This is a genomic window from Chitinophaga sp. Ak27, assembly GCF_012726295.1.
GTDB lineage: Bacteria > Bacteroidota > Bacteroidia > Chitinophagales > Chitinophagaceae > Chitinophaga.
This window is the reverse complement of sequence record NZ_JABAOB010000008.1, coordinates 225,639-248,788: the sequence shown is the minus strand read 5'-3', so window position 1 is coordinate 248,788 and position 23,150 is coordinate 225,639. Positions and strand designations below refer to the sequence as shown.

The 23,150-nt window shown below is 48.7% G+C and carries 19 protein-coding genes; 12 read left to right on the top strand and 7 right to left on the bottom strand.

Features of this window, described 5'->3' with window-relative positions; genetic code table 11:
• Window positions 1–9: 9 nt before the first annotated feature.
• From HGH90_RS25000 to lepB, 4 genes are all read right to left on the bottom strand, one after another.
• Window positions 10–2,655, bottom strand: a complete 2,646-nt coding sequence (locus HGH90_RS25000) for a GH116 family glycosyl-hydrolase (RefSeq protein WP_169192115.1) — start codon at window positions 2,653–2,655, stop codon at window positions 10–12.
• Window positions 2,656–2,875: 220 nt separating this feature from the next.
• Window positions 2,876–4,285 (bottom strand): glycoside hydrolase family 30 protein, encoded by a 1,410-nt coding sequence (locus HGH90_RS24995; RefSeq protein ID WP_168766441.1) that lies wholly within the window; start codon window positions 4,283–4,285, stop codon window positions 2,876–2,878.
• Window positions 4,286–4,337: 52 nt separating this feature from the next.
• On the bottom strand, window positions 4,338–5,300 hold the full coding sequence (locus tag HGH90_RS24990; protein WP_169192114.1) for a YheT family hydrolase: 963 nt from the start codon (window positions 5,298–5,300) through the stop codon (window positions 4,338–4,340).
• A gap of 94 nt (window positions 5,301–5,394) precedes the next feature.
• Window positions 5,395–6,579 carry a signal peptidase I gene (gene lepB / locus HGH90_RS24985; protein WP_168766439.1) on the bottom strand — a complete coding sequence of 395 codons (1,185 nt, stop codon included), beginning with the start codon at window positions 6,577–6,579 and terminating at the stop codon, window positions 5,395–5,397.
• Window positions 6,580–6,925: 346 nt separating this feature from the next.
• Here lepB and HGH90_RS24980 point away from each other — a divergent pair, with 346 nt between their 5' ends.
• From HGH90_RS24980 to HGH90_RS24930, 11 genes are all read left to right on the top strand, one after another.
• Complete coding sequence (locus HGH90_RS24980; RefSeq protein WP_168766438.1) at window positions 6,926–7,906, top strand: sugar phosphate isomerase/epimerase family protein; 981 nt, start codon at window positions 6,926–6,928, stop codon at window positions 7,904–7,906.
• 140 nt (window positions 7,907–8,046) lie between these two features.
• A complete protein-coding gene (locus HGH90_RS24975; RefSeq protein ID WP_168766437.1) occupies window positions 8,047–9,267 on the top strand; it encodes a hypothetical protein in 1,221 nt (406 codons plus the stop codon).
• Window positions 9,251–9,823: an SMI1/KNR4 family protein gene (locus HGH90_RS24970; protein ID WP_168766436.1), complete on the top strand. Its 573-nt coding sequence runs from the start codon at window positions 9,251–9,253 to the stop codon at window positions 9,821–9,823. Before HGH90_RS24975 ends, HGH90_RS24970 begins: the two co-directional genes overlap by 17 nt.
• Before the next feature lie 142 nt (window positions 9,824–9,965).
• Window positions 9,966–11,312: a serine hydrolase domain-containing protein gene (locus tag HGH90_RS24965; RefSeq protein WP_169192113.1), complete on the top strand. Its 1,347-nt coding sequence runs from the start codon at window positions 9,966–9,968 to the stop codon at window positions 11,310–11,312.
• An 88-nt stretch (window positions 11,313–11,400) separates the two neighbouring features.
• Window positions 11,401–12,036, top strand: coding sequence for a 2Fe-2S iron-sulfur cluster-binding protein (locus HGH90_RS24960; protein ID WP_168766434.1), 636 nt, complete (start codon window positions 11,401–11,403; stop codon window positions 12,034–12,036).
• Complete coding sequence (locus HGH90_RS24955) at window positions 12,033–13,013, top strand: FAD binding domain-containing protein (protein WP_169192112.1); 981 nt, start codon at window positions 12,033–12,035, stop codon at window positions 13,011–13,013. The genes HGH90_RS24960 and HGH90_RS24955 overlap by 4 nt, the downstream gene beginning before the upstream one ends.
• Window positions 13,010–15,229, top strand: a complete 2,220-nt coding sequence (locus HGH90_RS24950; protein WP_169192111.1) for a xanthine dehydrogenase family protein molybdopterin-binding subunit — start codon at window positions 13,010–13,012, stop codon at window positions 15,227–15,229. Before HGH90_RS24955 ends, HGH90_RS24950 begins: the two co-directional genes overlap by 4 nt.
• The gene (locus tag HGH90_RS24945; protein ID WP_169192110.1) at window positions 15,226–16,380 is read left to right on the top strand and encodes an XdhC family protein; all 1,155 of its coding nucleotides are present in this window, start codon (window positions 15,226–15,228) and stop codon (window positions 16,378–16,380) included. The genes HGH90_RS24950 and HGH90_RS24945 overlap by 4 nt, the downstream gene beginning before the upstream one ends.
• The gene (locus HGH90_RS24940) at window positions 16,380–16,979 is read left to right on the top strand and encodes an NTP transferase domain-containing protein (protein ID WP_169192109.1); all 600 of its coding nucleotides are present in this window, start codon (window positions 16,380–16,382) and stop codon (window positions 16,977–16,979) included. The genes HGH90_RS24945 and HGH90_RS24940 overlap by 1 nt, the downstream gene beginning before the upstream one ends.
• A gap of 273 nt (window positions 16,980–17,252) precedes the next feature.
• Window positions 17,253–18,146 (top strand): phytanoyl-CoA dioxygenase family protein, encoded by an 894-nt coding sequence (locus tag HGH90_RS24935; protein ID WP_168766429.1) that lies wholly within the window; start codon window positions 17,253–17,255, stop codon window positions 18,144–18,146.
• Window positions 18,147–18,157: 11 nt separating this feature from the next.
• A complete protein-coding gene (locus HGH90_RS24930) occupies window positions 18,158–18,982 on the top strand; it encodes an SDR family NAD(P)-dependent oxidoreductase (RefSeq protein WP_169192108.1) in 825 nt (274 codons plus the stop codon).
• On the opposite strand, the gene HGH90_RS24925 is transcribed toward HGH90_RS24930, so the two are convergent.
• On the bottom strand, window positions 18,971–19,750 hold the full coding sequence (locus HGH90_RS24925) for a DNA-formamidopyrimidine glycosylase family protein (RefSeq protein ID WP_168766427.1): 780 nt from the start codon (window positions 19,748–19,750) through the stop codon (window positions 18,971–18,973). The two genes, HGH90_RS24930 and HGH90_RS24925, sit on opposite strands and share 12 nt — an antisense overlap.
• 315 nt (window positions 19,751–20,065) lie before the next feature.
• On the opposite strand from HGH90_RS24925, the gene HGH90_RS24920 reads away from it, so the two are divergent.
• A complete protein-coding gene (locus HGH90_RS24920; RefSeq protein WP_168766426.1) occupies window positions 20,066–20,821 on the top strand; it encodes a murein L,D-transpeptidase catalytic domain family protein in 756 nt (251 codons plus the stop codon).
• Window position 20,822: 1 nt separating this feature from the next.
• Here the strand turns inward: HGH90_RS24920 and HGH90_RS24915 are convergent, their stop codons facing one another.
• Both HGH90_RS24915 and HGH90_RS24910 read right to left on the bottom strand, forming a co-directional pair.
• Entirely contained in the window at window positions 20,823–22,409 is a 1,587-nt protein-coding gene (locus HGH90_RS24915; protein WP_169192107.1) for a murein L,D-transpeptidase, read from the bottom strand.
• A gap of 176 nt (window positions 22,410–22,585) precedes the next feature.
• A complete protein-coding gene (locus HGH90_RS24910; RefSeq protein ID WP_169192054.1) occupies window positions 22,586–23,110 on the bottom strand; it encodes a collagen-like protein in 525 nt (174 codons plus the stop codon).
• Between the last annotated feature and the right edge of the window lie 40 nt (window positions 23,111–23,150).

Here is a 23,150-nt window from a genome sequence, read left to right as displayed (position 1 = left end):
ACGCAATTGTTATACCATGGTAATGTCGAGCTGCTGACCGGCCTGCAATTGTATCGGCCGATCCAGCTGTATAGTAACAAATCCGTTTTCTGCTTTAAAAGGTATGGCCTTGTTTCCCAGCTTCACCTGCTTTGCGCTGCTATGCTGAAAGCGAAGGGTGTTCAAGGTCAGCTTACCATATTTCAGCAGCAATGCATGATGCCCTTTATGCTGCGAATAAGTACCCCAGCCTTCCGCCGTCACAAACGGGGCTTTGAAATTGTCTTTATTCATGGTGGGAGCGAAAGCGATATAGCCTTTAGGACCGTGATATTCAAATCCGCTGGCGGTAATAAAAGTACCGTAGCTGGCCATGGCACGGGCGTAGTGATCGCTGCATTCTATTTCATTAAAAGGATTACGCTTAGCGGCATGGTAGCGGTCATGTACGGCACGGGTAAGCGTAAGCGCTTCATCTGTCATCCCCTCAGCCATCATATGCGCCGCCACCTGGTGTTCGAAGCCAGTCATACATTCGTTGAAATACCCCAGCTGCCACGCGTCTTTTACGCCAAATGGATAAGGCTCTTTTTTAGGATTGGTATTCAGGATCATCCCGGCTTCACCTGCGAGCGCATAAGGGCGTCCACCCGGATGTGCCGCGATATAAGGCCCTACATCCGCTTTGTAATTATAACGGTATAAAGCCTTTAATGCTGACAAGGTTTTTTCGCGGTCAATCACCCGGTCCATGCCCACCTGGAAAGCCCAACTCTGGCCATATACCTGGTCGATATGACAGGTATTATATGAACCTATTACTGTTCTTCCCTTTACCTTATCCGGTTGGTGAATAAAGTACTCTCCATTGAACAACTGTGTTTCCATATTACGGCGGCCTTTCTCCGTATAGTCGTTACAGATAGCCAGAAATTCCTGGTCGTTCATTTCGGCAGCCATCAGGCCCGCCGCTTTTACAGCGGCAATGCACAACCCTACGATCCAGGCTATTTCACCATCCCATACGGCATCCAGCGTGTTCTCCATCGGCGTATCCTCCATGCCGTCGCCATTACGGTCCTGGTGAATAATGAAGAGCGTCGCCTTCTTGATATTAGACCAATTCCTTTCCAGGAAAACGCTGTCTTTGCTCATCTGGTGCTCCCGGTAAATACGCAGCACGGTACCGGCCTGTCCGTCTATTGCCGGGCGTTTTTCTGCTTCGCCCCGGAAAAGAATGCCCCCGTCAGGCAGGAGCGCGATACCCAGGTCTACCCGTTCCCGCGTATCCCGCTCCAATGCCGGGAAGATACGGCCCACTGCCTGTGCATATTGCCAAACATGCGTACAGGTGCCCTCACAGGCGCCTACGCCTTCCCAGGCCCAGAAACGGCCCGAGCGGAAACGATGCGCCGTGGTGGTAGCCAGCGTGGAAATGTTGAGAAAAGTACGCTCCATAAACCACCAGGGCAAAGACGCGTCATACCACGTATCTTTCCACAAGCGGCTCTCGTGGCTCAGGCGCTCATAATGCGTATTTACGTAATCCATAACCGCTACCGCGTCGGCAAATTTGTTGGCATAGTAACGGCCTTCGCCCTCGATACCGTTGAAATGCAGGTTAGGGCTGTACCAGCTAATAGCAAAATCATTTCGTATAGTCTTTCCCGGTGGTATCGTATTGTATAACGCCACGGCGCCGGTTAATTTCTCCCCGGTATCTTTTACCGTTTGCTTTTCCGGCATCAGGGTAAAACTCTTGTTGGTCAACGGCCCTTCCGGCATAGCGGAATTAGCCATGGCAGCCTTGTCAAAGGCAGCGAGGCACAGGTTACCGTAGTCGAATTGTTTTTCGAGCGCTTCATTACTACCATCTTTCGTACGAATGGTGGCATTAATACCCCTCCACCCGGTACCATTTACTACGGTGTTTACCCGCTCATGGGCAGCAGCTGCAGAATACAGGGCGGTTTTATTTTCCAGCCATCCCATGATGGTGGCGGTCACCGGCGTATTGCTCTTATTTTTTATTTGGTAAGACAGGATCGTTACTGGCAGCCCTGAATCATCTTCATTCAATGGGATGAAGGGCGAAAAGGCTTCCAGTATTACTTCTACCGGTAGTGATGGATCTATATACCGGATGGTGGCCATTGGGTAAGTGGCTTCAAAACTGATCTCCGGCCAGCTGTGTTCATCCAGCTTCCGTATCTCCGTTTTATTACCATAGCGCAATTGCAGGGCAAATCCCTGGTCCAGCGGACGAATATCTTTAGAAGGAGCAATATAGCTGGCCCCATCGCGGGAGCGCACTTTCTTTCCACCATCCAACACATTGACGCTGTAGTCTACTACCTTCGGTTCAATGCCTTCCTGGTTTTTATTGAAAATATCCCATAACCACAAACGCCCGTCGCCACCCAGGTATACGGTTCCGCACATAATGCCGCCTACCGGCATCCCAATGTATTGCAGTTCATTCCTGCTTTTCAGGTAACGGGTAGCCTGGCCACGTTCATACAGGGACGCGATCCACTCCGCCGGAGGCTGGGTGGTGGTCAGCAAACGGTGCTGGCTATCCTGGATAGCCCGGCCTACTGCCGGCAGGCGTATGGTGAGTGCACCCGCCATCGTAAGACTTACATTTCTTAAAAATTTTCTCCGTTCAATACGCATAGTAACATATTCGGTAAAAAATGCGATGCTATAAATTCATACAGTATTTCGAACAAAATAGGTATCAGGTACAAATACAACGCCCTGAAAGCATCACTATCATTGTTCACTGTAATATTTTTGGTAGTGTTATTTCATAACGGTGTCTTAACAATATATAGAACCTTCCGGAGGGTTCATCATCCCGGTTAAACCAACACCATGAAAGGAGAATAAAGCATTACCAGACAAACGTGGCTACCTCGCCGCTGTTCAGCGACGCCGTGGCCTGTTTCCCGCGCACGCTGATCTGGAAAGTTTGCGGCAGGGTGTCGTTATTCACGACAATCAGTACTTTTTTCCCGCCAGGCGTTTTAAAGGCTACGTTATCCAGTTTACCGGGAATATCGGATGCAATCCTCACCGAACCGGCAGGCACAAATTTAGAGGCATGCCCGATCACATAATAAGAAGAATTACGTGAAATAGCATTTCCATCAATGGTAATTGCTCCCAGGCACTGGGAACAGCCTCCTTTATCGGTATGCGGGTTCCATTGCGCATCGGCGGCCAGATTCCATTGCAGTACATTACGCGCCCAGTTGCGGGTGGCGCCAATGATCAGCTGCGTGGTATTCGTTGTCAGCTCCTCAGCAAAGCTGCCCTTTCCATTCGACCACTGTTCTGTAAAATACAAATGCTTACCTGGAAACAAGTCGTGTACCTTACTGAGCGCATCGATAGTACCACCGTATAAATGAAAAGCAGATCCGTCGATATACGGATTGGCGGCGGCATCCTGCAGAATAGAAATAGGGTATTCCGGCTTATCGCAGTTGTGATCATACAAGATGATCTTCGTTTTGATGCGGGCCTTTTTAAACACAGGTCCCAGGTGATCCCGGATAAAAGCGGCCTGGTCTGGCGCCAGCATCAGCATGCTCGGATTATTTTTGGGATGCAACGGCTCATTCTGAATCGTGATGGCGTCGATGGTAATACCGGCGGCTTTCATCGCCTCTATATATCTCACAAAATATTGTGCATACACGCTGTAATACTCCGGCTTTAAACTACCACCAATAAAAGATTCGTTGGTTTTCATCCACGCCGGCGGCGTCCAGGGAGAGCCTAATATTTTGATGGCAGGATTCAGGGCCACAATCTTCTTTAATACGGGGATCAGGTCTTTCTTTTCTTCATTGATGGTAAAATGCTTCAGCTCGGGATCTGTTTCTCCCTCGGGCATATCATCGTAGGTGAATACGCTGGCGCTCAAATCAGAGGCTCCGATGCTCAGGCGCAGGTAACTGATACCGATGCCATTTTCTTTGGTAAGAAATAATTCTTTCAGCAAAGCATCCTGCTGGCCGGCCGGCAGCTGGTTGATCAGCGTAGCGCTTCCTCCGGTGAGCGTAAACCCGAATCCGTCTATCCCCTGGAAGGTGCGGGTATCGTCTACCGTTATAACGGGTATATCTTTTTTCACGGCGCTAAACAACAAAGTACGCGGCTGTTGTTGCAGCACAACAGATTTATCGGGAGAAGTAAGCCAATAGCTGATACCAGGCACTTTCTGTTGGCTGTTTCCGTTAGTATAGCAGCCCAGGAGCAGGGCAAGGCTCGAAAAAATTTGACCAGTTCTTTTCATAGCAAAATAAATAATTCGTCTACGCTAAAGCGGGTATCAAAATACAAACTATTTACGCCTCCTGCAAGAACGATAAGGCCCTTTGTTCTGACCAGTAATACGGTGCGCCGAATTTTACAAAGCCTACATGTCCGCCCTGTTGCGGTGTTTCCAGGAAAAAACAGGTGCTATTGGAAGCCTGGTCATAAGGATAACATTCCCTGCTCAGAAAGGGATCGTCGATGGCATTGATCAGCAAAGCAGGCACCTCTATCCTGTGGAGGTATTTGCGGGAGCTGCATTCCTCCCAGTATTGCAATGCATCCCGAAAGCCATGTATGGGCGCGGTGTAGCGGTCGTCAAATTGCCGGAATGACTTTACAGCGTTGTAACCCGACAAGTCGATACGGCCCGGGTACAGTTGTTCCTTTAACCGCAGCTTCTCTCCCAGGTCGCGGATGAATCGCTGCATGTAAATGATATTATGCCGTTTCTCCAATTCAGCCGAACTGCTTTTAAGATCGCAGGGCACCGAGATGGCTACGGCCGATTTAATGACGCCTTTCAGCTGACTTCCCCTTTCCCCCAGATACTTGAGCGTTACATTGCCTCCCAACGAAAAACCGACCAGGTGTATGGCTTTGTATTTTCCCAATGTTTGCAGGTAGGTAATCACGGTATGCAGGTCACCCGTTTCCCCGCTATGATAAAAACACAGGTTTTTATTGGGCTCCCCGCTGCAGCCACGGAAATTCATAGACACGGTGTCGAAGCCTGCTTCATTAAAAATATGCACCATGCCCAGTACATACTTACGCGTTGAATTTCCCTCCAGGCCATGCAAAATCACCACGATACGGTCATTCCCTTTTTCGCTGAAATCCAGGTCCAGGAAGTCGCTATCCGGTGTAGGAATGCGTTCCCGCCGGTAAGACGCAGGAGCGATACTTCGAAACAGGGAAGGATAAATCGTTAACATATGACGATTCTGCAGGAGGAATGGCGCTCTGTAATCTGAATGATGCAATACGGGCATACTGCGAAAGTACGAATTTAAAAATCACCAAAACACCATACAGCCCTCTGCCATAGCTGATAAACCACCCGGGGGATTTTGTGTTCCCCAGCTGTCATTTAATCGCATTAAACAGTCGTCGCCAGCGGATATGGCCATGGTCAAAGCTCATCCAGATAATCCAGGCCTTTCCTACAATATGGTCTTCCGGCACAAAACCCCAGAAACGCGAATCTGTCGACTCGTTACGGTTATCACCCATCATCCAGTAATAATTCATTTTAAACGTATAGGTACTGGTTTCCTGGCTATTGATATAAATTTTGTTGCCCACCACTTGCAACGTATTATGCTCATAGGTATCGATAATGCGGCGGTAAAAAGGCAGGGTTAAAGAATCAAGTGTCACGGTAACACCTTTTTTAGGAACATAGATGGGGCCCATACAATCCTGTGTCCACTCATAATGTTTGCTATCGAAGGGAAATATCCTGTTATCGCCGTAGCCTTCCACAATCACCCGCTTTATCTGCGCCCCCCTGGTATAGAGGGTATCCAGGTTATCCAGCGACAGGTTGTGTATAAACATGCCCGAATCGCGCATGGGCCGCGGAATGTGATCTGTACCCAGCTTGTCCAACATGGCCTCACTTAGTCGCTGGCGGTCCGGCATGGTCACATAGTACCGCGCCTGGAAATGCGGAGGTATCCTGCCCGGGCGGTGATTGATATATACTTCGCCGCTCACGATCTCAATAGTGTCGCCACTCACCGCTATACAGCGCTTGATCCAGGTTTCCCGCTTATCTACCGGCCTGGTAATGGGTGGTCCGTAATTTTTGTGTACGTATTCCGCACCTAAACCAGCCATGCTATAATAGTCTTCATCTTCCCCTGCTTTATTCTTCAGCACCGTATCCCCGCAGGGATAATTAAACACCACTATATCATTCCGCTCAATATGCCCAAATCCCGGCAGCCGCCTGTAAGGCCATTGTACAGCCGTGGAAAAGGGAGCTACCTCTTTTGTAAAAGGCATGGTATGGTTAGTAAAAGGCCAGGCCAGCGGGGTAATAGGAATGCGGGGACCATAACTGACTTTACTCACAAAAATAAAATCATTGATTAACAGGGTCTTTTCCATGGAAGCGCTGGGGATAACAAACGCCTCAAAAATAAAAGTCCGGATCAGGGTAGCAGCAACAACGGCAAAAAGTACCGCCTCTATCCACTCCCGCAACCTGGATTTCTGGCGGGTACCCTTTTCGGCCTGTTTTACACTGCTGAAAAAAACACGCATGTTGGACAAAGGTTTTAGACAAGTAACTACTAACAATTTAACCATTTTAAAACCTCCTCCACTCAAAAATTACAGGAATAAAAACAGCCGCTGCAATGATGTAGCACAAGGGCCGCCCAATTAGCTACCAGCCAGCATTACAAAGGAATATTTATTTTTCCGTACTTACCTTTCCGTTATAGCAAACTATCTTTTTATTGTATTATTCTGCCGGTTTCTGCAAAAAAGTACCAGCTCCTCGCATGGTTGTTAAAAAATTCGGTCAAGATAAAATCGTTTTATTAAATTGCTTTATATACCACTGCAGTGGTTCAACATTTACCCACGTTATAAATCTTTTATGACCATGCATACTTCGAGACGCTCCTTTCTCCAGCAAACAGGATTGATGGCAGCAGGCATGATGCTCCCCGGCAGCCTCCTGGCTATGACCGGCAACAAAGCACTCCCTAAGAAAATCGGTATCCAGCTGTATACGCTGCGCGATCAGCTGGACAAAGACCCTAAAGGAACCCTGGCTAAAGTAGCAGGCATTGGCTACCGCGAAGTAGAAACATTCTATGGCTTCCAGGGCGCCGGCGATAAAGGCGAATTCTGGGGCCTCAAGCCTAAAGAACTGGGGGCCGTTTTACAACAGCATCAACTGGTAACGCCCAGCGGCCACTATCAGCTCAACGACTACCTCACCCGCGGCAATGGTAACGCAGATGCCCTGCAGCCGCAAATTGAACTGGCCGCCGCATTGGGTCAACGCTATTTCATCGTACCAGTATTACCACTCTCCCTCTGGGATAAAAAACTGGTAGCCGATGATTATAAATTCATGGCAGAACAACTCAATAAAGCAGGCGAAATCTGTAAAAAAGCAAACCTGCACATTGGCTACCATAACCACTACTGGGAATTTAAACCACTAACAGATACCAACGGTACCGGCTATGATATTATGCTCAAAGAAACAGATCCTTCCCTCGTATCCTTTGAGCTGGACCTCTTCTGGGCAGTAAAATCAGGCCGCGACCCAATAGCTCTCTTTAAAGAAGCACCCGGCCGTTTTGTTGCCTGGCATGTAAAAGACATGGATAAAAACAATACTGCCAGTCTCACTGCCGCCGGCACAGAAAACAAAACTTCCATGGAGCTGCTCTCCGGCGTTACCTTTGCAGAAGTAGGTACCGGCAGTATCAACTTCCATAAAATATTTGCCCAGGCGAAACTGGCAGGTGTAAAACACCTGTTTGTAGAACAAGACAAAATTACCATCGATCCGTTCCAGAGCGTCACCAAAAGCTACAAATACGTGAAGAATGTACTGTTGAAAGCATAAAGCTGAAAGCAAAAAGCTATTGTGGAGAATGATCTCAGCGGATATTTCAATATGCTTTGGTCATTCTCCACAATAGCTTTTTGCTTTCTGCCTTATGCTTTATGCTTTTTACGTAGTTTTGCCTAAAAACCACGCTACATATGTCGATGCATGAAGTTGAATCATGGGTGGAATTATCCGTTTATTGCCTGGACGAAAGCCCCGAAGAAGAACTCGACCGAAGAAGTCTTTTCTACAATCTCTATCAAGTACAAAAACAGTTTGATACCGGCTTTACCCATTTCCGCGTAATAGATACGCTGATCAAACACCGATTTGTATATACATTTCCCCTCAGCGCTCATCCGGCCTACGAAGCCCATAAAGCCTGGTTTGATGCGCTGGAAGCCAGCAAAAAATTTAGCTTTATCTACGAGCAGCCAACCGCCGAATGGGACGCTGAAACCAACCCGGTTGCAGGCTACGCCAACTACGACCATACTACCCACCGCTATGTTTTATACTGCGACGCCGGCTCCCTACTCTGGACCGACCTGGTAGACAATGGTACCCTGACCGGCGACGACGCAATAGCCCCGGAAGAAATTGACGTATTTACCATGTCACACGAAATTGCGGAGCTGGCAGGCGAACAAAAAAACACCAGCCTGCTGGCCAGCTACTACCAGCTGATGCCCTACATCGTGATGAATGCAGAACAAATGGGGGAACCTATCGATTACAAAGCACTGGAATCCATACTGGAACTGGTACTGGCCAACGATGCCATTGATGCGGACACCTTACCACCTTCCGATGAACTGCCTATCGGCGGCGAACTGGGAAAATTCTGTGAATGGTGGTATGCGCCGGCAGCCGATAAAATGAAACCCGGCACGGATGCTGCAGAAGAAATAGACCTGGAAAATGTTCCCTTCTCTGAAAATGTAGAAAAAAGCGCCGGCTGGTATGAACAACAGGTAATAAAAATCCTTCAGGAAGCCAATGCCACCATCACTTACATGGAAGATAACGGCTATAACCAGGATACCCAAATGGGCGTAATCACCAAACTACGACTGGCATTGCAATACGCCAACAAAGGCCTGGAACTGTCGCCCGGAGAGCCTAACCTGATGATGAATAAAGGATCCATCTTTATGCTGCTTCAGCTCGACGAAGAGGCACTGGCAATCTATGATGAAGTGTTGAAACTGGCCCCGAACGATCCTTATGTTCACGTAAACCGGGCCGTATTGTTCTACAATATGGACCAGCTGCCCAACGCCATCGCCGCTTTCGAAGAGGTGATCAAACTGGAACCAGGCAACGAATTCGCCCAGCAATGGTTAACACAGCTTAAAAATGGTGAACAACATTAGCATCGCTGAAATAGAAAAAGCACTCGGCTTCCCTTTGCCGGGTGCTTATCGCGATTTCCTGCTAAAAGAAATGACGGAAGATGATCTGCCGGTAACCGACCTGGTGCTGCTATATGGTACGGCCCAACTGCTCCAGCGCAACGCCGATTACCAGGTACAACACTATCTGCCACAATACCTTAGCATTGGCGATGACAGCGGCGGTCAGGCCATTTGCCTCCACTGCCAAAACAACGATCCCACTGTATACATCGTTGCATACGGCGCCCTCGACACTGGTAGCATGGCCATACTTGACTACAACTTTAATAACTGGGTACAGAACGGATTTTCTGTCGATATTATCCGCGAAGCCCCCGATGTACTGGCTTTCCGGAACTCTGAAACTACACAAATCAGAAAAGTCTATTACCAGCTACACAAAGCGCTTACCCAACTGGAAACGTCCAGGCAACAAGGTTTAGACCTCAAACAGTATCTGCAACAAAAACGCGTACTGCAACAACAAATAAGAGACTTCGAAGCACAACATGCAGACAAAAAATATCGCCTGTAAACGGCCATTCCACCTGGCTTCTACTGCGATCCCAATACTAACTAGCACACCACTTTACTGGTTTCGTCCTGTTTTTCTATAGTTCCATCACATTTACCACCCCATTTCTCATCCCTATATTACCTTTCCAAAAATTTTTGCTATGCTCAAGAGAATACTCCCCCTATTGTGTACCCTCTTCGCAGTACAAACCCTGTATGCCCAAACTACTACACAAAAAATTGATACCCTCCTTTATGCTTATCATGATCAGCACCAGTTTTCCGGCACGGCGCTCGTGGCGGTACATGGACAAATACTGATAGATAAAGCCTATGGCCCGGCTAACGTGGCTGACCATACGCCCAACACCACCAACAGTCAATACCAGCTGGCTTCTGTTACCAAAACCTTTACTTCCACGCTGATCCTAAAACTCGCAGAGCTGCATCAATTGTCACTCGACGACCACATCAGCAAATTCTACCCGGCTTATCCCCATGGAGATAGCATCACCATCCGGCAACTGTTATCGCATACCTCCGGCATCTTCAATTATACCAGGCTGGACAGGGACCTCTGGCATCCTGAACAACCGGCTACAGAAGAAAAAATGATCGCACTTTTTAAAGACAAACCATTGGATTTTTTACCCGGTACCAGCTGGAACTATAGTAACTCCGGCTATTCCATGCTGGGATATATTGTACATAAAGCCACCGGCATGCCCTGGGAAGCCGCAGTGAGGAAATATATTTTCAAACCAGCCGGCATGCAACACAGCGGGTTTGACTTTGCGCACCTTCAAAGTAACAACCGAACCATTGGATATGTGGCCGATAGCCTGAATAATTACACGAAAATATCCCCCCTGGTAGACTCATCTGTTTCCTTTTCTGCGGGCGCCATTTACGCTACCACCGGCGATCTGTACCGCTTTCACCAGGCGCTGCAACAGAACCGTATCATCAGCGCACAATCTATCGCCCTGGCCACCACGCCTGTAAAAAACCATTATGGATTTGGTTGGGAAATAGACACCCTCTTTGGACATAAAGCAGTCATGCACAGCGGCGGCATTTTTGGTTTCCGCTCCCAGCTACTGAGAGTACCGGAAGATGATATCTGTATAATTTTACTCAGCAATACCGAAACCCCTGCACTTAACGGCATTGCCAAAAGCATACTGGCCGCTTGTTACCAACAACCATATTATACACCCACCAAAAAAGTAGCGGTAAAATTGAGTGAAGACATCCTGAAAAAATACACCGGCATGTATAAGATCACTGCCCAATCGCTGCTGGTAGAGCTAAAGCTGGAAAACGGGCAGCTGGTAGCTTATCCCGACAAAGGCCCAAGGTCGCCCATGAGTGCAGCAGACAATACCCACTTTTTCCTGGACAATGAGGCCGGCTTCGATATCGAGTTTGTAACCGACAACAATGGCAACGCCACCGCCATGCGCATAACCCGCAACGGAGAAACCAGGGTTGCTCCTAAGCAATAGACCAGCTTTTCCGTTCACCATACATCAAAGTTTAGCACCCGGAACCATTTTTTTTCGCTAACTTATTAGTGAAAAAAACGGGTGCAAAATGCCACAGGGAAACAAGCCATCATCTGTTCCACCAAAAAAAGATAAACAGGAAGCCCGCCGCGATTTCCTGAAACAATCTTCTGCTGTTATGGCACTGGCCTTAGCGCCGCCATTGGTGCTAAAGGCCGCGCAACACGACGAAGCCATTGCCGCCGTGTTCGAAAAGATGCCGGTCAGCCTGGAAATAAACGGGAAGAAAATGCAGCTCTCCGTAGAACCCCGTGTTACCCTGCTGGACCTGCTACGGGAACAGCTTGCGCTGACCGGTACTAAAAAAGGTTGCGACCACGGCCAGTGCGGCGCCTGCACGGTACATGTAAATGGCCAGCGGATCAACTCTTGTCTCACACTCGCCGTAATGCAGGAGGGCAAAAAGATTACTACCATCGAAGGCCTTTCCAACGGCGATCAGTTGCACCCCGTGCAGGAAGCATTCATCCGGCATGACGGCTTCCAATGCGGATATTGTACCCCCGGACAAATCATGTCGGCCGTAGCCTGCCTGAACGAAGGCCATGCCGGCTCGCCGGAACAAATCCGCGAATTCATGAGCGGCAACATCTGCCGCTGCGGTGCATACGACAATATTGTAAACGCCATCATGGACGTAAAAAATGGAGGACAAACAGCATGAATCCTTTCTCCTACGTAAGACCCAACAGCCTCAAGGCCGCCATAGAAGCTATGGCACGCGATCATAGCGCCCGCTTCATTGCCGGTGGTACTAACCTGCTCGACCTCATGAAAAACGGGGTCGCCTTACCGGAAAAACTGATCGACATCAACCAGCTTCCACTCCGGGAGATCCGGCAGGACGGTAATACCCTGCACATAGGCGCCCTGGTGCTCAACAGCGACCTGGCCGCACATGACCTGGTAAAAACACAACATCCGCTGTTGTCGGAAGCCCTACTGGCCGGCGCATCCCAGCAACTGCGCAATATGGCTACCGTAGGTGGCAACATGATGCAACGCACCCGTTGCTCCTATTTCTACGATACGTCTATGCCCTGTAATAAACGGCAGCCCAACAGCGGCTGCGGCGCTACCGGAGGTATTAACCGCATGCACGCCATTTTCGGCGCCAGCGACAACTGCATCGCCGTTCATCCCAGCGATATGTGCGTAGCATTGGCCGCCCTCGACGCAACGGTACTGGTAGCAGGCCCCAAAGGCGAACGCCGCATTCCATTTACCGACTTTCACCGCCTGCCCGGCAATACCCCGCAATTGGATAATAACCTGGCTAAAAATGAACTGATCACGGCGGTGGAAATACCCCCGCACCCATTCACCAAACATACCTGCTACCTCAAGGTACGCGACCGCGCCTCTTATGCTTTCGCGCTGGTGTCTGTAGCAGTGGCCATGGATATCAGCGACAATGTTATACGCAATGTTCGTATAGCCATGGGCGGAGTAGCACATAAACCCTGGCGCCTGCCCGATGCAGAAAAAGCGCTCACCGGCAAAACACCTACCAGCGATAACTTCCGGCTGGCGGCGAACATCGCCATCCAGGGCGCTAAAACATACGCCCACAATGGGTTTAAAAAAGAGCTGGCATTCAATAGTATTCAAACCGCCTTACTAAAAGCTGCTACCGCATGAAAAAACAACAAACAGGACAACCCATGAACCGCGTGGATGGTCGCCTGAAAGTAACCGGCGGAGCCAAATACTTTGCCGACCACCAACCAGCGGATATGCAATACGCTGCGTTGGTTTGCAGTACCATCAGCTGCGGCGCCATTGCCGGCATCAACGCCACCAAAGCGTTGCGCGCACCAGGTGTAGTAGATGTAGTGTCGCACCTGAACGCCCCGCCGGTACCTGGGTATAAAAAGACGACTCCGGGCAACAAAAACGGCCTGCAAATCTTCCGCGATAACCGCATTTACTCCAACGGGCAGCCAGTAGCTATTGTAGTAGCTAACACCCTGGAACGCGCAGTATACGCCGCCTCCCTGGTAGAAGTACAGTACAACCAGGAAACACATTACACTAATATGGAAGCCAGCATGGATAAAGCCTTTCAGAACAATCGCATGAAAGACTATTCCCGTGGAGAAATTAATGCCTGGCAAAAAGCACCTGTTACCCACAGCGCCCAATACACCATTCCACTGGAAGTACACAATCCCATGGAGCTGGCTGGTATCATTGCTCACTGGACCACTCCCGACAACCTCACACTCTATGCTAAAACACAGGGCGTGAAAAGCGTACAGGAAACAATCCAGGAACTGTTCGAAATCCCCGAACAAAATATTACCGTCCACTCCCGGTTTGTAGGCGGCGCATTTGGCATGGCACTCCGTGTATGGCCATTGGAAATTGCCACTATACTGGCCGCCAAAAAAATACGTAAACCAGTAAAGCTGGTTATCACCCGCGAACAAATGTTTACACTGGTAGGATACCGGCCCAATTCCAGTCAGAAGATAAGCATGGGCGCCACTCCCGATGGGAAATTAACCGGCATTACCCATGAAGCCGTCGCTATCACGTCGCCTTACGAAGATTTTACCGAAGGCATTGTAGCCATGACGAAATTCATGTACGACTGCCCCAACGTAAATACCCGGTACCAGCTGGTACCGCTCAATATGAGCACGCCCATCTGGATGCGGGGCCCCGGGGAAGCCACTGGCTCCTTCGCCCTGGAATCGGCCATAGATGAGCTCTCCTACAAACTGAAAATAGATCCGCTGCAATTGCGCATCCTCAATCATGCCGATACCGACCCCGAAAGAAACCTCCCCTTCTCCAGCAAATACCTGAAGGAAGCCTATCAGATAGGGGCGGAAAAAATTGGTTGGTCTAGCCGCAACCCGGTACCACGCAGTATGCAGGAAAATGGTATGCTGGTGGGCTATGGCATGAGCAGTGGTACCTTCGGCGCCTATCGTGGCAAAGCTACGGTATCGGCTATACTAAAATCCGATGGCACACTCACCCTTCAAAGCGCCGCCGCAGATATTGGCCCCGGTACGGCCACTGCCATGGTACAAATCGCCGCCGATGTCACCGGTATCACCCCGGATAAAATAACTTTTATGTTGGGTGAGTCCACTTTTCCCTATGCACCGGAACAAGGAGGCTCTGCCACTGTATCTACTGTAGGTAGCGCCGTATCGGACGTTTGCCATGCCCTGCTTAAAGAACTGGCGAACCTCGCTATCAGCCAGGTGCCCGCATTTAAACAAACCACCCCGGAGCTGATTATTTATGAAGATGGACAACTCATTACTGCCGACCGGCAAACAAAAATTACGCATGAAGCACTACTGCAACAACAAAAGCTGCCGGAAGTAAAAGTAACAGCTACCTCCCAGGGCGGCGACGAAAGAAAGAAATACTCCATGTACTCTTTCTCCGTACATTTTGCCAAAGTACATGTACATCCCGCTACCGGTGTGGTGCGCATACAACATATCGTAAGCGTGGCAGACGCTGGCGCCATCGTTAATACCAAAACAGCCCGCAGCCAGATGATTGGCGGCGTAGTAGGCGGCATCGGTATGGCCCTAACGGAAGAGGCTATACTGGATCACCGCTTCGGCCGTTTCATAAATAATAACTACGCCGATTACCACGTACCGGTCAACGCAGATACGCCACCCACCGATGTGTATTTCGTTAATAAAAAGGACCCACATATTAATCCCATGGGCTCTAAAGGACTGGGAGAAATTGCATTGATAGGATTTGCGGCCGCTGTTTCCAATGCAGTATTTCACGCCACCGGCATCCGTGTACGCGATCTGCCTATCACACCAGATAAGCTATTGCATATTGCCTCCACAGAAAATGCAACCACATGAAAGAGCTCGAAGATATTGTAAAGGCTTATCATAACGCTTGCCAGCAAGGCCTGAAAACAGCCCTGGCTACAGTAGTGCATGTGGAAGGATCGGCTTACCGTCAACCCGGTGCGCGTATGTTGGTAACAGAAAATGGCACCCTTACCGGCGCCATCAGCGGTGGATGCCTCGAAGGCGATGCCCTGCGCAAAGCACAGCTGGTAATATTGCAACAGCAACCCATGCTGGTTACCTACGATACCAACGATGAAGACGATGCTATACTGGGTGTAGGACTGGGATGCAACGGCATTATTCATATTCTCTTGGAACCTATCAACGCTGCCAGTTCCAACAACCCGTTGGCGCTGCTCCGCGAAGTCGTCGCACATCGCAGCCCCGCGGCGCTGGTCACCCTTTTTAGTCTGCGCCAGCGCAAAGGACCTCAGCCCGGTACCTGCCTGCTGCTCACCGCCAACGGGCAAACGGTATACCCTATTGAAGACAAGAAGCTCCAACAGGCTGTGATCACCGATGCCCGGGTGGCGCTGGGCACACAAACCTCTTTTACCAAAACCTACCAGGCCGCTAATAACGACTTTACTGCGCATGCAGCTTATCTGCCACCTGCTATACAGTTGCTCATTGCCGGCGCAGGCAACGATGTAATACCATTGGTAAAAATGGCCGGCCTGCTGGGATGGGGTACCATTGTTGCCGATGGACGCCCCCTGTACGCTACCCAGTCAAGGTTCCCCGATGCTACCCGGGTTGTACTGGCCAAGCCGGCACAACTCCTGTCGGCAGTTAACACCGACGCCTACACGGCAGTGATACTCATGACCCATAACTATAATTACGACCTGGTCCTGCTGGCACAATTATTACCACTTCCCCTGCCGTATATAGGCGTGTTGGGGCCTGCCAAAAAATTACAACGCATGCTCAGCGAACTCATGGAAAACGGCATCCAGGTTTCGAGGCAACAACGGGCACGCATACACGGACCCGCAGGACTTGACCTCGGCGCAGAAACACCGGAAGAAATTGCGCTCTCCGTAGTCAGTGAAATAAAATCAGTGATGTCGGCAGCAGCCGCTACTTCCTTACGGGAAAAAAATACCACCATTCATCCACGTGAACAACAAATCATCCTCCAACAAGTATTATAATGGAAACAACCGGTATCATCATCCTCGCCGCTGGCGCCTCAAAAAGGCTGGGCACCCCAAAACAGCAACTGCCTTTTCAACATAAAAGCCTGCTGCAAAATGTAGTACACACCGCCCAGCAGTCAGGACATATGCCTGTTGTGGTAGTGCTGGGTGCCTTTGCTACCCAGATCAAACAACAACTCACTGCAGAAAAAGTACACACAATCGTTAATCCACACTGGCCTACCGGCATGGGCAGCTCTATTAAAGCAAGCCTGCAACACCTGCTCCAGGTACAACCCAATACTTCCAGCGCACTGTTGCTTTTATGCGATCAGCCACATATCAGCACTTCCCTGCTGCAAGACCTCTACGCTCTCAAAAAGTCCAGCGGCAAGAGCCTGGTAGCAGCTGCCTATGGCGACACAATAGGTACGCCGGCTCTCTTCGATAAAAAATTCTTCCCCCAGCTGCTATCCCTCAGCGGACAGGAAGGCGCTAAAAAAATATTGTTGCAACACCCCAACCAGGTAGCTACCCTCCATTTTCCCCAAGGCGCCATAGATATCGATACTAATAGCGACTATGAAGCATTACTGAATAATACCGGCCAATAACATCCCGTCCGGTAACGGAAAATATTTTTTTGCAATTAAAAGTGAATATCTATATTTGTCCACAGAATTAGTAGACTAATAAAAATCGTATGCCATGGACACTAATTATTATCCATCTAACCGACACCGGTTATACCATCTGATCAATCGCCCGCAACAGCCAGCAGCTGTTTATTGTTGTTAACGCCCATTCCCTCCTGCAGGCTCCCACCACTGCCGCTTCGCATTTTTATTTCAACAACCAACATTACTGTCAGTCTAAACACATTCGTCATGAACACGAACAACCAACCCATATTCCGCCTCAATGAGGCGATTAACCACACACATCTCCAATATTTCCGCCAACATGGAATCATCCAGTTTAAAAATTACCTGGATAAAAATACACTTGCCCATATTCACGAAGAGGTAGCGCGGGTACAGGATTTCCTGTTACGCAACCAGGTACAGAAAGTCAACGGTATTCCGCTGAAATTCGGCGCCGACATCAATGGCGCTCCGCTCATTCAACGCATTGCTTTTGCCTCCCACTTCAGCAATACCTTACGTGAATTGTTGAAAGATCAAAGGCTCCAGTCGCTCATCGCATTACTGGGTCCCTATAGCGGCAGGATAGGCGAAAATGAAAAAGATGGACTGGTAATCAATCATTATGTTAATACCGCTGCCAGCCAATTCAAGCAGCTGGGCTGGCACACCGATAGCCCCCGGGATTTGTTTCTTGGCTCGCGGATTCTTCCTATGCTCAACGTAGGCATTCACCTCGACGACTGCCCGCTGGATAACGGCGGTCTACGGGTATTACCCGGTACGCACGAACAAGGCCTTTTTAAATTACTATTCAGAAAGAAATATTTCATCGATAACAATCCGGATAAAAAGGAAGTGGGTTTCGATATCGAAGCGGGCGATCTTACCGTGCATGATGGCCGCCTGTGGCACCGCGTACAGCAGTCGTCACACACCGGCGAAAAAAGCCGCCGGCGGGTGATGTACATCCCTATCATTACCGGCGACTATCAGCCTAAAACAGCCAATAGCCCCACGCCTTTCTATCATAAGCTGGCCCAGTTTAAACAACACCTCTATGGCGGGAAGCCACAGTGGGTAAATGTTACTGCACACCCGGAAAAGCTGGCGGAAGTAAACACTCCTTCTCTCTAAAAATAATAACTATGTCATACGCATTAATTACCGGCGCAGCCAAAGGAATAGGGAAAGCCATTGCGGCACAGCTGGCGGAAAAAAATTACCACCTGCTGTTGGTGGATATAGACCAACCTGCCCTGGCAGCTACCGCAGAAGCGCTGTCAGTACAATATCACGTGCATGTACGCACGCTGCAACAGGATTTATCGGCCCCCGATGCTGCGCAACAAGTCACTGCCTGGAGCAGTACTTATCACGATTTGTTGTCGGTGGTGGTAAATAACGCCGGGTATGGTATCAATGGCGCATTTGAAACATTAACACTGCCCGAACAGCTGAATATCATTGATGTAAATATCAAGGCACAGGTAAGCTTGTCGTATGCCTATATTCCGGTACTGCGGCAGTTTCCCAGGGCATACCTGCTTAATCTGGCCAGCACTACCGCTTATCAAACGGTACCCTACCTGAATATTTATGCCGCTACCAAGGCCTTTGCGCTATCGTTTACGCGCGGACTCCGGCATGAACTACGGCACTCCAATATTTCCGTGAGCGCATTGAGCCCGGGTAGTACCGATACCGATTTTGTGAACCGGGCGCGCATGAGCAACCGCACCCGGAAGATTGCCGACCGGTTTAATATGACGCCAGAAAGGGTAGCTAAAATAGCTATTGATGGCTTGTTTAGCGGCAAAGCGGAAATTGTGCCCGGTTTCACTAATAAATTGAACGCCTGGCTGCCCAAATTTTTCCCCAAAGCTTTTGTGGAAAAAATCGCCGGGAGAATTTATGAACCGCAGAACACTACCCCGGATACGGCTTTTGCGTCGGGGATACTACTCAAATAATTCCTGTTCATCCGTGTAATAAGTCTTTCTGCCGCCACCGGTATCTTTTTGGATGGCAGCGCCACCCGGACTTTCCTTTAATTTGGCATTATGTACCAGCATAAAGTCCCGGACTTCTCCATGAATAATGTCGGGGTTACTTTTAAGTATCTTTTTTTCGGCTTCCCGTAAAATATGCCTGATGGCAGACAGCAATACCTTTACCTTGGCGGCAGGGATTTTATTACAGATGGAAAAAGGAGAAATCCTGGCGTACCACAAAATATCATCGGCATAAGCATTTCCGATGCCCAACACCTGCTTTTGATCCAACAGAAATTTTTTAATACCGATCTTTTTCTTGCTCAACTGTGTCTCCAAGTAGCGCTCATTAAAATCATCTGACAAGGCATCTGGAGCAGTTTTTTCAGCCGGGTCCAGCGCAATATTGGCAGAGCCCTGGAAATCAGTAATCGCTAACCCGGTTCCGTTACCAAACAATAATTCGGCGATCGTGTACTTCTCTTTATTTTGATGATCAAAGAAGTATAATTTGCCGTGCAACATGAGGTGCATGCCCAGTACATGCCCATTCTGGAATACAAAATGCAACTCCTTTCCCACCCGCTGTATCTCTTTCAACTTTTGCCCTTCCAGGGCAGATTGCAGCGTCTTTTCAGTAACCGCCAGTTTCTTACTGTTCTTAACAGTAATTGTTTTCAGTTGCTGATGCAATAATTTCTTTTCCAGGTTATGACGAAATGCTTGCAGATCGGGTAATTCAGGCATGACTCACTAATTTAAATGAATGGATAATAACAAAGGGCCGGCGCAAGAACCGACCCATTTTTATGGCAGTTTTCTCTTTCTACGAAACCGTTTTCCAAAGTTATATCAGATAAAATAATCAATTATCCTGATATTCTCCAGGCTTTAACCAATGTTTAGCATTTATATGTTTTTCTCATGTATGTGAAAGCACTGTTAAAACCGATTTCCAAGCGGGCTCAAACAGGTTTCCAGGGTTTTATTCCAGGTCAGAATCAGTTAACTTCGTGACCTATGCCTTTTTAATCAATCACCTAAACAAATTACGGAGTGAAAATGAATGTGAAGAAGACGATTAAACCGCTAATTTTTATCAGTGCTATTTGCCTCTTTGTTTTTCTGATTACAACACTTACTACTTCCGAGAAATCAACTGCTGCCAATCAACCTGCACGCAACGGCCTTAAAACAGATTCCTCGCAAAAGGAAGAGAGTTTGTACGATATCATGCGGCTCGACTCTGCCGGTTTATCCCGGGAAGCGTTTCAAAATGCACTATTAGGTTTTCAACACCTGGAAGAAACCGGAAGAATAAAAAATCCGGATATCTTATCTATTGTTGATTTCTCCCTGCCCAGCACCAAAAAACGTCTGTTTGTAATAGATCTCAAAAACAGGCTGTTGTTGTTTAATACCCTGGTATCGCATGGCAGAAATTCAGGAAAAGATATTGCCAATACCTTTTCCAATAAGATGAATAGCTTTAAAAGCAGCCTTGGGTTTTACATTACCGGCGACACCTACAACGGTGAGCACGGATTATCCCTTCGCCTGGAAGGTGAGGAAGCCGGCATCAACGACAATGCACTTAGCAGGGGTATCGTAATGCACAGCGCCGACTATGTTAATGAAAGCCTGGGTAAAGCACAGGGTTATATTGGCCGCAGCCTCGGCTGCCCCGCTATTCCCATCGATATTCATCGTAAGGTAATTCAACGTATACAGAACGGGACCTGCCTGTTTTTATACAGCCCCGATAAATATTATTCTGCCCATACAAAAATATTGAGGCACGACAGCACCGCTTCCTAAACTATAGGAACAACTTATTCCGGAACGGAATATCGTGATCATATACATCTGGTGCTATATGTAAAGTATCTCCTTCTACCCAGGCGGTAAAATAGGTGATAATCACCGGCACCGGGTGTTTTACGGTCACATAAGTTTGCTTGCCGCTGTCCATGGCCGCCGTAATCTTTTCGGTGGTCCACTCCGGCGAATTTTCCAATACAAACTGTGCCATTTTCATCGGATCTTTCAGTCGAATGCAACCGTGGCTGTAGGTCCGGATATCGTGGTTAAACAAGCTCTTCTCTGGTGTATCATGGAAGTAAATATTATAACTATTAGGGAAGAGGAATTTTACCCGCCCCAGGGCGTTATGCGGTCCCGGCAACTGTCTGATAACCGGCAACCCGTTTTGATGCCCCGTTATCTCCATATGCTTTGATGCCAGGTAGCCCGGGCGCCGGTTCATGGCCGGTAATATCTCTTTTCTGATAATACTGCGTGGAATATTCCAGTAGGGGCTAAAGACTACCTGGCTCAGCCACCCCGAAAACATAGTAGTACTATGCCCTTCCTTTCCAACAATAATGTCGATATCAAAAAGTTGCTGCCTGTCTTCTACCACCTGTAGTTTAAAAGCGGGGATGTTAACCAGTATCAGCTTTCCTTTATCAGCCGCGGGCATCCATTTCATTCTTTCCATGTTGATCAGTAACTGCTGCAGGCGCGCTTGGGCAGATACATTGAGTTCCCTGATAATGGTATCATTCAACACCCCGTTTTCCGTGTAACCATAATGGTTACGAAAGATATTTACTGCTGTTTCCAGGGCATCGTCAAATACCGCACTGCTATCCTCGTCTGCCAGCTCCCCGGTAAGGGTTAATCGTTTTTTTATCAGCCGGATATCGGGAGAAGATTGACCCTTCCGGTATCCTTTACCAACCCGTGGCAACGTATCCAAGCCTCCATCCCGCACATACCCCATATAAGCTTTGAGCGGCGCTTTCATAGGCGCTACTGCCGGGAATAAATGGTCGTTGGTTTTCAGCATAGAGTCAGCCAGCTGCATCACTTCATAGCGTTGGGCAGGCACCATATGCTCTATTTGCTCCACGCTTCCGCCTCTTTTCCTGAAATAGGTCACTAGTCGCACGGTTAGCTGCAATTCAAGATGCGTCATTTCAGGGTTATTGGCGGTTATCACCAGGCTGTCTTCCGTTTTTAGCCCATCTAAACGGATATCGATGGCCTTACTGCTGCCCGTATCCTTGCTATAACTGTATAAGCTCTGAAAGGCCGAGGCCTGTTCGGTAGGCCCCTTGCTATCCAGCCAGGCAAACTCATAATTGCGGGTATTGTAAAAACTTCGCAGCCGGTTAGCCATGTGACTGTCCAGCCGCTTTTGCTGAATAAATTTTTCTACCGCCATACTATCCAGGAACAAGTCGTTGTAGGCATTGGCGGGGGTAATCCCCCTGTTACGGGGACTGACCGTATCTTCTTCCTGGGATGATTCCGGGGAGGACGAGGTGCCAGGGGAGGAAGGTCCCTTGCAGGCGGCCACAATAAGGCAAGCCAATAACACCTTCAAAATTTGCCTTTCCATAATGATATCAGCTAGCAAAATGAAAGCCGGTTGCCGGATACCATACCTCAGCTAAAAAAACAAAAGGATCACGTGGCCTACCGGGAACAAATTGTGCATATACCTCAACAAAAAGTCCCCCTCCCCGGTTCAGGACGGGAAGAAGGACTTTACCATCGTTATGATTTTATCCGTATTTAGTCTTTCAGACCATAAAACTTCTTAACAGACGCATAGTTCTTCCAGTCCACACCATTCGCACTGCGCGCCGCTGTTGCCCCGGGTACCAGCACATACCGGAACAGGTTAATTGGACTGTCTCCTGTATGAATGGAACCACCGCTCAGATCTACGTTTGAAACAATATAGATACTGCCTTTTTCTGCCTGGTAAGTGATATACATATTATTATCCACATAAGGCACCGGTACAATATACGGCTTGGAGGTAGAATCGAAATTAAAATAAACGTTTACCAACCCTTTGTTGAGGATATCATCCGTCAGTTTGGGAGCATCAATAATGGCAAAAAAACCAGTCTTCGTGGCTACTCCATTATTATCCCGGATGGAATCAAATGCTAAAGGTTCCCAGGCAGAATAGGTAATGCCTGCGGCATCAGTACCGGCAGGACCAGCGGGACCTTGAGGGCCCTGGGGGCCGGCAGGACCAGCAGGGCCCTGAGATCCCTCTTTAGAACAGGCCACAAATGCAAGTATCATAGCCAAAGAAAATAACCAGTACAGACGACAGTTAGAGCGT

Bases quoted from the DNA above. Each gene is read 5' to 3' on its own strand.
- HGH90_RS24930 (WP_169192108.1), top strand. From the start codon at position 18,158: ATGTCATACGCATTAATTACCGGCGCAGCCAAAGGAATAGGGAAAGCC.
- HGH90_RS24975 (WP_168766437.1), top strand. From the start codon at position 8,047: ATGTCGATGCATGAAGTTGAATCATGGGTGGAATTATCCGTTTATTGC.
- HGH90_RS25000 (WP_169192115.1), bottom strand. From the start codon at position 2,655: ATGCGTATTGAACGGAGAAAATTTTTAAGAAATGTAAGTCTTACGATG.
- HGH90_RS24950 (WP_169192111.1), top strand. From the start codon at position 13,010: ATGAAAAAACAACAAACAGGACAACCCATGAACCGCGTGGATGGTCGC.
- HGH90_RS24910 (WP_169192054.1), bottom strand. From the start codon at position 23,110: ATGATACTTGCATTTGTGGCCTGTTCTAAAGAGGGATCTCAGGGCCCT.
- HGH90_RS24965 (WP_169192113.1), top strand. From the start codon at position 9,966: ATGCTCAAGAGAATACTCCCCCTATTGTGTACCCTCTTCGCAGTACAA.
- lepB (WP_168766439.1), bottom strand. From the start codon at position 6,579: ATGCGTGTTTTTTTCAGCAGTGTAAAACAGGCCGAAAAGGGTACCCGC.
- HGH90_RS24915 (WP_169192107.1), bottom strand. From the start codon at position 22,409: ATGGAAAGGCAAATTTTGAAGGTGTTATTGGCTTGCCTTATTGTGGCC.
- HGH90_RS24980 (WP_168766438.1), top strand. From the start codon at position 6,926: ATGCATACTTCGAGACGCTCCTTTCTCCAGCAAACAGGATTGATGGCA.
- HGH90_RS24960 (WP_168766434.1), top strand. From the start codon at position 11,401: ATGCCACAGGGAAACAAGCCATCATCTGTTCCACCAAAAAAAGATAAA.
- HGH90_RS24945 (WP_169192110.1), top strand. From the start codon at position 15,226: ATGAAAGAGCTCGAAGATATTGTAAAGGCTTATCATAACGCTTGCCAG.
- HGH90_RS24970 (WP_168766436.1), top strand. From the start codon at position 9,251: ATGGTGAACAACATTAGCATCGCTGAAATAGAAAAAGCACTCGGCTTC.
- HGH90_RS24920 (WP_168766426.1), top strand. From the start codon at position 20,066: ATGAATGTGAAGAAGACGATTAAACCGCTAATTTTTATCAGTGCTATT.
- HGH90_RS24955 (WP_169192112.1), top strand. From the start codon at position 12,033: ATGAATCCTTTCTCCTACGTAAGACCCAACAGCCTCAAGGCCGCCATA.
- HGH90_RS24995 (WP_168766441.1), bottom strand. From the start codon at position 4,285: ATGAAAAGAACTGGTCAAATTTTTTCGAGCCTTGCCCTGCTCCTGGGC.
- HGH90_RS24935 (WP_168766429.1), top strand. From the start codon at position 17,253: ATGAACACGAACAACCAACCCATATTCCGCCTCAATGAGGCGATTAAC.
- HGH90_RS24925 (WP_168766427.1), bottom strand. From the start codon at position 19,750: ATGCCTGAATTACCCGATCTGCAAGCATTTCGTCATAACCTGGAAAAG.
- HGH90_RS24990 (WP_169192114.1), bottom strand. From the start codon at position 5,300: ATGCCCGTATTGCATCATTCAGATTACAGAGCGCCATTCCTCCTGCAG.
- HGH90_RS24940 (WP_169192109.1), top strand. From the start codon at position 16,380: ATGGAAACAACCGGTATCATCATCCTCGCCGCTGGCGCCTCAAAAAGG.